The 11,454-nt window shown below is 50.6% G+C and carries 11 protein-coding genes; all 11 read left to right on the top strand.

The features are described 5' to 3' along the window. The first annotated feature begins 96 nt into the window (after positions 1-96). The 11 genes from spoIIID to PGRAT_RS28685 all read left to right on the top strand — a co-directional run bounded on the left by spoIIID (position 97) and on the right by PGRAT_RS28685 (position 11,402). Entirely contained in the window at positions 97-384 is a 288-nt protein-coding gene (gene spoIIID / locus PGRAT_RS28735) for a sporulation transcriptional regulator SpoIIID (protein ID WP_019915029.1), read from the top strand. A gap of 229 nt (positions 385-613) precedes the next feature. Then, complete coding sequence (gene mreB, locus PGRAT_RS28730; protein ID WP_042267561.1) at positions 614-1,612, top strand: rod shape-determining protein; 999 nt, start codon at positions 614-616, stop codon at positions 1,610-1,612. Between the two features lie 49 nt (positions 1,613-1,661). Continuing rightward, complete coding sequence (locus PGRAT_RS28725) at positions 1,662-2,537, top strand: flagellar hook-basal body protein (protein WP_025704035.1); 876 nt, start codon at positions 1,662-1,664, stop codon at positions 2,535-2,537. A gap of 17 nt (positions 2,538-2,554) precedes the next feature. Continuing rightward, a complete protein-coding gene (locus PGRAT_RS28720; RefSeq protein ID WP_025704036.1) occupies positions 2,555-3,370 on the top strand; it encodes a flagellar hook-basal body protein in 816 nt (271 codons plus the stop codon). A gap of 8 nt (positions 3,371-3,378) precedes the next feature. Further along, positions 3,379-3,621, top strand: a complete 243-nt coding sequence (locus PGRAT_RS28715) for a DNA-directed RNA polymerase subunit beta (RefSeq protein ID WP_025704037.1) — start codon at positions 3,379-3,381, stop codon at positions 3,619-3,621. Positions 3,622-3,910: 289 nt separating this feature from the next. After that, the gene (gene fabZ, locus PGRAT_RS28710) at positions 3,911-4,333 is read left to right on the top strand and encodes a 3-hydroxyacyl-ACP dehydratase FabZ (RefSeq protein ID WP_025704038.1); all 423 of its coding nucleotides are present in this window, start codon (positions 3,911-3,913) and stop codon (positions 4,331-4,333) included. Positions 4,334-4,381: 48 nt separating this feature from the next. Next, on the top strand, positions 4,382-6,100 hold the full coding sequence (locus PGRAT_RS28705; protein ID WP_025704039.1) for a phospho-sugar mutase: 1,719 nt from the start codon (positions 4,382-4,384) through the stop codon (positions 6,098-6,100). A 116-nt stretch (positions 6,101-6,216) separates the two neighbouring features. Beyond that, positions 6,217-8,253, top strand: coding sequence for a DUF5693 family protein (locus tag PGRAT_RS28700; RefSeq protein WP_025704040.1), 2,037 nt, complete (start codon positions 6,217-6,219; stop codon positions 8,251-8,253). Next, the gene (gene csaB / locus PGRAT_RS28695; RefSeq protein WP_025704041.1) at positions 8,229-9,395 is read left to right on the top strand and encodes a polysaccharide pyruvyl transferase CsaB; all 1,167 of its coding nucleotides are present in this window, start codon (positions 8,229-8,231) and stop codon (positions 9,393-9,395) included. Before PGRAT_RS28700 ends, csaB begins: the two co-directional genes overlap by 25 nt. Positions 9,396-9,402: 7 nt before the next feature. Then, positions 9,403-10,158, top strand: coding sequence for a WecB/TagA/CpsF family glycosyltransferase (locus tag PGRAT_RS28690; protein WP_025704042.1), 756 nt, complete (start codon positions 9,403-9,405; stop codon positions 10,156-10,158). Between the two features lie 116 nt (positions 10,159-10,274). Continuing rightward, positions 10,275-11,402, top strand: coding sequence for a glycosyltransferase family 4 protein (locus PGRAT_RS28685; protein WP_025704043.1), 1,128 nt, complete (start codon positions 10,275-10,277; stop codon positions 11,400-11,402). Positions 11,403-11,454 lie beyond the last annotated feature (52 nt).

Raw genomic sequence — 11,454 nt, 5'->3', positions numbered from 1 at the left:
TGAGCCTTCAGAAGCTTGTCACGTCCTGAAAGCGCGAATATATAGGCCCGCCCCTCATATAATGTACCAAACTATCCACAGTTGGGAGGCGGGAGCGTGCACGATTACATCAAGGAACGGACGATTAAAATCGGACGCTGCATCGTGGAAACCAGGCATACGGTCCGGACCATAGCCAAGGAATTTGGCGTTTCTAAAAGCACGGTGCATAAAGATTTAACGGAGCGGTTGCCCGAGATCAACCCTGATCTGGCCGATCAGGTGAAGCACATTCTCGAATATCACAAATCGATTCGCCATCTTCGGGGGGGAGAAGCCACAAAAATTAAATATAAAAAAACAACAGGAAAAAAGCGTGAGGTCGCCGTGGCCTCAAAGCCATAAGATTTTCGGAATTTAAGGAATAATTCAGTTTTATTTCATTGTATCCATCCCCTAAAGTATGGTATTTTTAAATTTGGGACTAACTAACTATTTTACTCATTTAAGAGGTAACGGCTGCTCCGTCCATATAAGCACGGTAACCGTTCCAGTGAGAAATAGATGGTTTAAGGTATAGGTAAAACTTATACTTTCTTTTATTTTAAAATAACACTTTGGGGGCTCTTTCATTATGCTTAGCAAGGATATCGGAATCGATCTCGGCACGGCCAATGTGCTCATACATGTCAAGGGAAGGGGAGTCGTTCTGGATGAACCCTCCGTGGTCACGCTCGAAAGTGATACGAAGAAAGTCCTTGCTGTAGGCGAACAGGCGCGTCGGATGGTAGGCCGTACACCGGGAAATATTACGACGATCCGTCCTCTTAGGGATGGAGTCATTGCAGATTTTGCGATTACGGAAATGATGCTGAAGTATTTTATTGACCGCGTAGGCGGCCGTTCGTGGTATGCAAGGCCCCGTATTTTGATCTGCGCCCCCACAAATATTACTTCAGTTGAGCAGAAATCAATCCGGGAAGCGGCTGAACGCAGCGGGGCCAAGGAAGTTTTTATGGAAGAAGAGCCCAAAGCTGCAGCGATAGGCGCGGGCATGGACATTTATCAGCCAAGTGGAAATATGGTCGTCGATATCGGCGGCGGAACGACGGATGTAGCCGTACTGTCCATGGGCGACGTCGTTACCGCCTCCTCGATCAAAATTGCGGGGGACAAGTTCGACGAGGCCATTTTAAGATATATTAAACAGAAGTACAAGCTATTGATCGGCGAGCGTACGGCAGAGGATATTAAGCTGAATATCGGATCGGTCCGTCCGGACGGAATGAAGTCCGAAATGGATATCCGCGGCCGCGATATGGTAAGCGGGCTTCCCCAGACGCTGACTATTTCTTCAGGTGAGGTAAAAGAAGCGCTGTGGGATCCGGTTTCCTCCATCGTGGCTGCGGCCAAATCGGTGCTGGAACGCACACCGCCGGAGTTGTCAGCGGACATTATCGACCGGGGGGTCGTATTGACCGGCGGGGGCGCACTGCTTAACGGACTGGACGAGCTGCTCTCTGAGGAGCTGCACGTTCCGGTCTGGGTGGCGGAGGACCCGATGCATTGTGTAGTTAAAGGAACCGGAATTATGCTCGATCATTTGGACAAGAATGTTAAGAAAAAATTCTAGCCTGCCGATAATATAAGTTAACAGCTCAATCAGGAAGGGGATTACCCTCATGCTTAGAGGATTATATACGGCGGCTGCCGGAATGGTAACGCAGCAGCGAAGACATGATACAGCAACGCAGAACATTGCCAATCTGAATACAACGGGGTACAAGCAGGTAGACAGCGTCAGCCATGCTTTTCCCGAGGTGCTCATTTCTGCAATGAGCGGCGGAACGGTAAAGCCAGTAGGCCGAATGAATACAGGGGTATTTGCGGAACAGTCCGTTTCCCAATATCTGCAGGGAGATCTTATTGAAAGCGGCAAGCCGGTGGATTTTGCATTATCCACAGATCTGCAGGTAGCAGACCCGGCGACGGGTGCCAATATTAACTTTGACGGCTCTGGCAAGTATATTACTCCTGATGGCGAGGTAATCTACCGGCCGCAGGCTTTTTTTACGGTTCAGGATAATGATGGTAATCAACTATATACCCGCAACGGCAGCTTCACAGTAAACGCGGCGGGAGAAGTGCTCAGCGCAGGCGGATTCAAGGTGCTTGACAGCAACGGCAACCCGCTTATCTTGACAGGTCCGCAGGACAAACTTAAAGTAGACGGACAGGGTAACCTGTTGAATCCTGCAACAGGACGTCCTTCAGGAACCCGATTAGGCATCAGTGTGGTTACAAGACCCCAGGAACTGGTTCGTGACGGTAACGGTGTATTTCACGCCGACGATGTGGACAACGCGGATATCCGTTTCGCCAATGGGACGGACAATCTGCAGGTGCGGCAGGGATATCTGGAAAATTCCAATGTTGATGCAACCAAGGTGACCGTGGATATGAATGCGGCTTACCGGGCGTATGAAGCGAATCAGAAGGTTATCCAGTTTTATGACAGCAGTTTGCAGAAGGCTGTAAACGAAGTCGGCAGAATATAGGACAGGAGGGGTAACGTATGAACAACTCAACGATAGGCGCAGCCGTCTCTATGTCCAGTCTCCAGCAGCGTCTGGATATTATAGCCGACAATGTCGCCAATATGTATACCGATGGCTATAAGAGCAAGGAAGGCTCCTTTGAGGATGTGCTGACCCGTGTCCAGCAGCAGTCCAAGGATTATGATCAGCCGGGCCGCAGCACACCGCTCGGTTTTAATATCGGCTTTGGGGTCCGTGTACCCACGGTGACAACCAACTGGGAGGAAGGCCCTCTTAAGGAGACGGGAAATCCGACGGATTTGGCCATTCAAGGTAACGGATTGTTTGGCGTTCAGGTGAACGGAGCTACCGCTTATACACGCCAAGGGGATTTCCACTTTGTTCCGGACAGTGCAAATCCGGATAAGATGATGCTGGTGGATAATACAGGGAATCCAGTGCTGAACAAGCAAGGCAAACCTCTGACCGTTCCCACAGACGTAAGTGCCGCCATTGATGAGAGCGGACAGGTATGGACGAAGACGGCTGAGAATGCGCCTGCACGGCGAGGGGAAGCTATTATGATTGTGGAGCCCTTAAGCAAGAGTGCGCTGCAGGCAGTAGACGGCAATTTCTATGTGCTTGGTAACGGAGTCACGGCTCAGCAGGCTTTCAAGGCAGCGGGTGAGCCCTCTACTATTGGCGTCCGGGCCGGATACCTGGAGCAATCGAATGTGGATTTAAGCAAGGAAATCACAGAAATGATGCAAATTCAACGCACTTATCAGCTTGCCGCCCGGGCACTCTCCTCAAGCGATCAGATGCTCGGCCTGGCTAATAACATGCGCGGGTAGGTGAAGGAATGGCTCGTCAGAACAACAGTAAGCCGGAAGCAACTCATGAAGCGGAACAGCATCAGCCCGTACGGCGGCGCGGAATTTCCAAATGGACGATCGTTCAGTGGTTTCTGATTCCAGTGCTGCTGGTGGCAGCACTGTGCGGTGGCATGGTTGCCGGGTATGTCGTTCTGGGCAAAAAAGAATTCAGCGATGTGCTTCACTGGAGTACATGGAAGCATGTGTATGATTTGGTGTTTGCGCCATAACTGTTCATATTAGAACTCCCTTGTTGTACAGGGGAGTTTTCTTTTTTATACTGGAAAATGTATAATGATGGAGGCCCCTGAGAGCAAAAAGGGCCCTCTCCGCCATGTTGCCTTATGCGGTGGAGAAAGCCCCTTATCTCAACCTCCACTGCTGCAGGTGGTGAAGGATATTATAGTTTTTGCCGAAGCTGTCCATATTTATGCAGGATGGCCGGAAATAAAACTAAAATGCTGCAGTGGCAGACAGATTACCAGGGTGCGGTTTATATGCGAAGGGAGCTTTGTATCCATGTTGAATATCAATGAAATCCAAGAAATAATCCCCCATCGGCCTCCATTTCTGCTGGTGGACAAAATTACCGAAATAGAAATGGGCAAGCGGGCCGTCGGCATCAAGAATGTAACCGTGAATGAGCCGTTTTTTGTCGGCCATTTTCCGGGATATCCCGTAATGCCGGGTGTTCTGATCACCGAAGCACTGGCTCAGGTTGGCGCTGTTGCCATACTTGGAGTTGAAGCCAACAAGGGGAAAATCGGTTTTTTGGCAGGCTTAGACGGCTTCCGGTTCCGTGGTCAGGTGGTTCCGGGAGACACGCTCGTGCTTGAAGTGGAAATTACCCGCCTAAAGGGCAGTATTGGCAAAGGGCAGGCAACCGCGAAGGTAGAGGGCAAGGTGGTCGCTTCCGGGGAAATTATGTTCGCGCTCAGCTAGAACCTGTTATAAAATCATATATTATAGATGGAGAAGGAGAGATTTGATATGACTCAATTAAGCCCCAAAGCCGCAGAAACACTGTCACGTTGGCTGCAGGACCCGTCGGTTGACGAGAACACAAAGGCGGAACTGAATCTTCTGGCTAATGAGCCACAGGAGCTGGAAGAGCGTTTTTACAGAGATTTGGAGTTCGGCACAGGGGGCTTGCGCGGGGTTATAGGAGCAGGCAGCAACCGGATTAACCGGTATACGGTGGGCAGAGCGACTCAAGGCTTTGCGAATTATATCCTTGAACAGCATACCGGTGAAGGCAGACCTTCTGTCGTCATTGCGCATGACTCCCGCCGCTTTTCGCCGGAGTTCACCCTTGAGGCTGCACTGGTATTGGCCGGAAACGGGATTGAAGCCCATCTGTTCCCGTCTCTGCGCTCCACGCCGCAGCTGTCTTTTACGGTCCGTCATCTGAAGGCTACCGGGGGTGTAGTGATTACTGCAAGCCATAACCCTCCGGAGTACAATGGCTACAAGGTGTACAATGCTGAAGGCGGGCAGCTTGTTCCGCATGAAGCTGAACAAGTCATCTCCTACATCATGGAGGTGGATTCCTTCAATGGCGTAAAACGGATGTCCCAGGAAGAGGCCGAAGCTGGAGGACTCCTGCATTGGCTGGGCGAGCAGGAAGATGAGGCATTCACCGATACAGTAGCGGCTGTGAGCGTTGCCCGCGACGAAATCACATCTACGCTGGGACGTGATTTCAAAATTGTCTATACACCGCTTCACGGGACAGGCAATCTTCCCGTCCGCAGCGTTTTGAACAAAATCGGCTTTACCCAGGTGCATGTAGTACCGGAGCAGGAATTGCCCGATTCAGAATTCTCTACCGTGAAATCGCCAAATCCTGAAGAGCGGGAAGCCTTCACCCTTGCAATCAAGCTGGGAGAGGAGCTGGGTGCCGATCTGCTGATTGGTACGGACCCCGATGCAGACCGCATGGGTGCCGTAGTCCGCGACAACGAAGGCAAGTTCGTTGTTCTCTCTGGCAATCAGTCCGGAGCACTAATGATCCATTACTACTTGAGCCGCCTGCAGGAGCAGGGCAAGCTGCCAAGCAATGGTGCCGTCGTCAAAACCATTGTAACCAGTGAAATGGGTGCAGCTGTTGCCGAGTATTATGGTGCTACCGTATTCAACACGCTTACAGGGTTCAAATATATCGGTGAAAAAATGACCCAGTTCCAGCAGTCCGGTGAATACACCTTCCTGTTTGGTTATGAAGAGAGCTATGGCTACCTTGCCGGGAATTATGCCCGTGACAAGGATGCCGTGCTTGCTTCCATGCTGATTGCTGAAGCTGGAGCCTATTACAAAGCCCAAGGGAAAACGCTGTACGATGTGCTTCAGGAGCTGTATGAGCAGTTCGGCTATTTCCTGGAAAGTCTGGAATCCCGCACGTTGAAGGGCAAGGACGGTGTGGCGCAGATTCAGGGGATTATGAATGACTGGCGCAGCAATCCTCCGCAGGAGATTGCCGGTGCAGCAGTAACCGAGGTTCTGGATTATTCGCTGGGGCTGAACGGACTCCCTAAGGAAAATGTGCTGAAATATCTGCTGTCTGACGGTTCCTGGTTCTGCTTGCGCCCATCGGGGACTGAACCGAAGATCAAAGTGTATTTTGCAGTGCGCGGAGAATCGCTGCAGAACGCCAAAGACAAGGTTGCCACGCTCACGCAGCAGGTTATGTCACGCGTTGACGGGAAATAAATAATAGAAGATACAGGATTTAAGCGAAACGGATACTGCTCCTCTATGGACGCGCATCCGTTTCTGCTTGAAATTAGCCTTGAGAAGGCTTTAAGTGAAAGAGGAGGTACTTTGAAGTGCAGCAGAAATGGCAACGTTGGAACATCGCTTCACGAAAATGGTTATGGATAGTTGTGGTGATTGGTGTGCTTGCCGCATTGCCTGTCGTCTATGACCGCCTGCAGACGGAGAAATCTTCCAAAACGGTTGAATTTGTTTTTGATTACCGTGACCTGGTGGAAGCGGCCAGCTACCGGGCGAACCCGCAGGATTATATTTCAGAGCAGCTTGATCTCTTAAAATCTGCCGGCGTAGGCAGCATGGCTATTTATGAAAACACGCTGGAGGATTACCGCAAGGCCCGCCGGCTGATGATTTGGGGAGCGGCAGATATTGCCAATCTGACGGATACCGTAATTCCGGAGAATGAGAACTATACATACGTCCTCTTCACCAGTCCGGAGAACAGTGAAGCTCTCGCGCCCATAATCCGTGATACTTTCAGCAGCCTGGATATAGCGACCGAAAACTGGAGTTTCCGCGGGCAACAAGGGCTGATTGTCAAAACTCCGCTGGAGGATGCTACGCTGAAGCCGATGCAGCCTGACCCGTTCACCCTGGAGATGCTGCATAGCAAAGGGTTTAACATTGTACCCCGTCTTGTAGATTCTCTGCCTTACAATGAGGCTGCCGTTACCAAGCTGCTTGACCGCTATCAGGAGCTTGGAGTCAAACGTCTGCTTTTTGAAGGGGAGTCTGTTAAAGGGTTTAATGATGATGCTGATTTGAACAGCATTACAGCTTTTTCCAATCTTCTTAAGGAACGCGGAATAGGGATTGCCGCCATTGAGAATATCAAAGCACAGCAAAAAGGATTCAATAAATTAGCTTATCTGCTGGATTACAATGTAACCCGGCTGTACTCGCTCAGTGAAGGTGATTCCGCCCTTCCTCCGGAAACGATAGCGGACCGCTTTGCCCTGGCAACGAAAGACCGCAACATTCGCATGATCTATCTCAACACCATTCCGTCGCGGGACACGTCAAAGGCGCAGATTAAGGATACTCTGGAAAATCTGATCACCAGCCTCAGCGAGCCTGGGGGTGCGGTAGAGAAAATTGAGAGTAACGGCTTCACCTTGGGGCAAGCCACTGCGTTTGATGTTGCGGATTCTTCTTTCCAGCGTTATTTTAAATTAATTGCAGTCATCGGTGCTGTAGCCATGGTGGCCCTTTTGGTCTCTTACTTTATTCCATGGCTTACGCTGCCTGCCTGGGTGCTTGGTCTAATAGGAAGCGCCGGACTGATGCTGATTAAGCCGCAGCTGTTCGAGCAGGCCCTGGCACTCGCAGTAGCCATCAGCGCACCAACAGTGGCAACGATACTGGCGATACGCAAAATAAATGAGAAGGGTCCGCCGCTACGGGCGAATTCCTTGACCTATGTGGTTATGACTCCGCAGCGCCGCCTGGCTCACAGTCTCGTGCTTTACGTCAAAACAGCGTTAATTTCGCTGAGCGCTGTACCGTTTGTGATTGCGCTTCTGAACAATATCACCTACAGTCTGGTCCTTAACCAGTTCCGCGGTGTCAGTCTGCTGCATTTAGCACCTATTGCACTGATTGCTGTATACGTACTGCTCTATCGTGGAGAGTTTGTCCTTAGCAAAACAGGCAAACTCCTGCGGACACCCATTACGTTGGCTTGGGTCATTGCAGCCGGTGTTCTGGGGATTGTAGGGATGTATTATTTGAGCCGGACCGGCAACAGCGGCAGTGTGAGCGGACCGGAAAAAATTCTCCGCACTTTTTTGGAAAATACAGTGGGGGTCCGGCCGCGCAACAAAGAATTCCTGCTGGCTCATCCGCTATTTATATTGGGTGCCTTTATGGCCTATAAATACCGGAATGCCGCATTTATCATGATCATCGCCGTAATCGGGCAGCTTTCAATGGTAGATACCTTTGCCCATATCCACTCTCCGGTTCTGATCTCGCTGGTCCGTGGTTTGCTGGGACTGGGTCTTGGTCTGATTATCGGGCTGATTGCGGTAGGGGTATGGCAGCTTGCAGAGGGGTGTTGGAGACGATGGTCGCCGCTTCTCAAAAAATAATTATCTCCGGTTATTACGGTTTCCGGAACAGCGGAGATGAGGCAGTGCTGCAGTCCATTCTAAATGCGCTGCAGAAGCATTCGCTGGCAACAGGAACAGCCATTGAGCCTGTGGTGCTGTCAATAGATCCGGAAAGCACGGCAGCGGCCTATGGAGTGAAGGCTGTACACCGGATGAAACTTAGCGAAGTGCGGAGGGCTATCTCAGAAAGTGCCGGTTTGATCAGCGGGGGAGGCAGCCTGCTTCAGGATGTGACCGGGAGCAAATCCATCCCCTATTACCTGGGCATCATTAAGCTGGCTCAATGGATGGGCAAGCCGACTTTTATCTATGCTCAAGGTATTGGACCGGTTAACCGCAAGCTTTTTCACCCCTTGATCAAAGCCGTTTTCCGCAAATGCAGCTATATCTCTGTAAGGGATGAGCAGTCGCGCGACCTGCTGCAATCCATGGGGCTGGGCAAAAATAAGATTGAAGTGGTACCCGACCCGGTTATGGGATTAAGTCTTCCAGAGGACAGCCAGGGAGGCAGGACGGAAGCAGGAAGCGTATTACCTCTTCAAAAAAATCCGTTGTCTCGGTCTGAACTTCCGACGGTAGGGGTTTCTGTTCGCTTCTGGGAGCAATCCCGGGGGGAACTGGATGCTGTCGCAGAAGGTTTGCTGAAGGCAAGCGCTCAAACTCCGCTTCATCTGCGTTTTCTGCCATTTCATCATCCTTCTGACCATGAAGCCTCACGTTATATCATGCAGAAGCTGGAGAAGGAAATTTCGCAGAACGGAGGAGTAATCAGCCTTTGTGAGGACGCTGAACATCCGCAGCAGATGCTGCGGGAGGTAGGGGCATGTGACGTCTTGATCGGAATGCGGCTGCACAGCCTGATTTATGCCGCAGGAAGACGGGTGCCGCTCATCGGAATCTCTTATGATCCGAAGATTGACCATTTTCTGGAGCGGGTGGGCTGCCAGCCTATCGGGGTTACGTCCTCACTGGACAGCGGCAGGCTTGCTGCCGAAGTGCTTCAGCTTTTGAAGTCAGGGGATGAATGGAAGCGTGAGCGCGAGCCGTTGATTGCTTCGTTGGTCCAGGAGGCTGAAGCGCCAGCCCGGCAAATTATTGAATATTTCCGCCGTAAAGGGTGATAGATACGTGAAAGCAGAAAGTGTGATCCCCACGGTGCCGATTTTCGGCATCCGGGTATCCAAAATCGATATGAAAGCCACGGTTTCCTATTTGACCGAGGCGGTCCAAAGGCGTGAGCCGCATCAGGTCATTACAGCCAATCCGATCATGGTGATGACCGCCCTGGACAATCCGGCTTATATGGAGATCATGAAATCAGCCGAACTGGTGGTTCCTGACGGAACAGGGGTTGTATGGGCTGCCGAATATTGCCAACAGCCTGTTGCTGAACGTGTTGCTGGTTTTGATTTGCTACATGAATTGCTGCGCCAGGGCGAAAGCTATAAATGGAGGGTATATTTGCTGGGGTCTACGCCTGAGGTGATTCGCGAGACCGCCTCCCGGTTACAATCTCAGTATGCCGGTATCATTATAGCGGGATATCATGACGGTTTTTTCGGGCCGGAAGCGGACGAGGAGATTGTGAATGGAATTATCGAAGCTCAGCCAGACCTGCTTTTTGTTGCCAGAGGAGCTGATAGTCAGGAGCCTTGGATCGCCAAATACAAATCCCGGCTGAACATTCCGGTAATGATGGGTGTCGGCGGGAGCTTTGATGTGATCTCAGGCAAGAGCCGCAGAGCGCCAAAAGCTTTCCAGAAACTCCGTGCAGAGTGGTTATACCGTCTTCTTAAGGAGCCTACCCGCTACAAAAGAATGCTTGCGCTGCCGAAATTCGCAGTAAAAGTGCTGCGTGAGAAAGATAAAGTAACAAAAGTATAGCAAAACGACGTTATTCACCGTAAAAATCCGTGCAACAGCCTAAAAACGGAATTGGAATTTGTTTTACGTTCAGCGTATAATTCAATGCGGTAGAGAAATGGGGGTCGACTGATCAAATGTTAATCATATACATCGCCGGATTCGTTGTGTGCATGGGACTTGCACTGCTGTTGACACCATTCGTGAAGAAATTTGCGATTAAAATTGGTGCCACAGATGTGCCGAATGCCCGTAAAGTGCACACTAAGATTATGCCCCGCCTCGGCGGACTAGGTATTTTTCTGGCGTTTGTGTTAGGCCTGCTTGCCGTATTGCCGATTATTCCTTATGATTTTACTCCGCGGGAGGTAAGTTTCATCAAAGCGCTGCTTTCGGGCGGCGGACTGATCGTTCTTATCGGTGCACTGGATGACCGGTTTGAGCTTTCGGCGAAGGTGAAGCTGTTGGGCCAGATTGCCGCAGCGTGCATCGTTGTTTTCGGATTCGGAATTACCGTTGATTTTGTAAACATTCCATTTAATAATACGTATTCCTCATTGGAAAGCTGGATTGCCATTCCGCTGACGATCTTCTGGATTGTCGGGGTTACGAATGCCGTTAACCTGATTGACGGGTTGGACGGGCTTGCTGCCGGAGTATCCGGTATTGCGATTGCTACGATTGCTGTCATGGCATTTTTGATGGGCAATACCATGGTTGCCTTGCTTTGCCTGCTGCTGCTTGGCAGCATCCTGGGTTTCCTGTTCTTCAACTTTCATCCCGCCAAAATTTTCATGGGTGATACAGGTTCGCTGTTTTTGGGCTTCTGCCTTGCGCTGCTTGCCTTGCTGGGCTTTAAGCAAATTGCTGTAGTTTCCTTTATCACACCACTCTTAATTATCGGAGTTCCGCTGTCGGATACGTTTTTTGCCATTGTCCGCCGGAAGCTGCAGAAGAAACCAATCTTTGCCCCGGACAAAGGCCATCTGCATCACTGTCTGCGCGAGCTTGGCTTCAGCCACCGTCAGACGGTATTGATTATATATGGCATTGCCGGTTTCTTTGGAATATTGGCTGTAATCCAGACATCTGCGTCTCTCTATGAAGCCAACTGGGTGACCTTCGTCGTAATTTGTGTAATGCTCTTCTTCCTGCAGATCGGCGCAGAAATCACCGGTGTTATCAGCAAGACCAAACGTCCGTTGATTGATTTTCTGCTAAGAATGCGGGTAAAGGCTAACCCGGAACGCGGCTCCAAATCATAAAGTGCATCTGTTTGCGTCATGCAATTATCTTCCTTATCTGACAAGGCTCATC

This window comes from Paenibacillus graminis, assembly GCF_000758705.1.
GTDB classification, from domain to species: Bacteria; Bacillota; Bacilli; order Paenibacillales; family Paenibacillaceae; genus Paenibacillus_AQ; species Paenibacillus_AQ graminis.
This window is presented reverse-complemented; position numbering and strand designations above follow the sequence as displayed.

Coding starts and splice junctions, on each gene's coding strand:
- mreB (WP_042267561.1), top strand. CDS start 614: ATGCTTAGCAAGGATATCGGAATCGATCTCGGCACGGCCAATGTGCTC.
- PGRAT_RS28725 (WP_025704035.1), top strand. CDS start 1,662: ATGCTTAGAGGATTATATACGGCGGCTGCCGGAATGGTAACGCAGCAG.
- PGRAT_RS28720 (WP_025704036.1), top strand. CDS start 2,555: ATGAACAACTCAACGATAGGCGCAGCCGTCTCTATGTCCAGTCTCCAG.
- PGRAT_RS28715 (WP_025704037.1), top strand. CDS start 3,379: ATGGCTCGTCAGAACAACAGTAAGCCGGAAGCAACTCATGAAGCGGAA.
- fabZ (WP_025704038.1), top strand. CDS start 3,911: ATGTTGAATATCAATGAAATCCAAGAAATAATCCCCCATCGGCCTCCA.
- PGRAT_RS28705 (WP_025704039.1), top strand. CDS start 4,382: ATGACTCAATTAAGCCCCAAAGCCGCAGAAACACTGTCACGTTGGCTG.
- csaB (WP_025704041.1), top strand. CDS start 8,229: ATGGTCGCCGCTTCTCAAAAAATAATTATCTCCGGTTATTACGGTTTC.
- PGRAT_RS28685 (WP_025704043.1), top strand. CDS start 10,275: ATGTTAATCATATACATCGCCGGATTCGTTGTGTGCATGGGACTTGCA.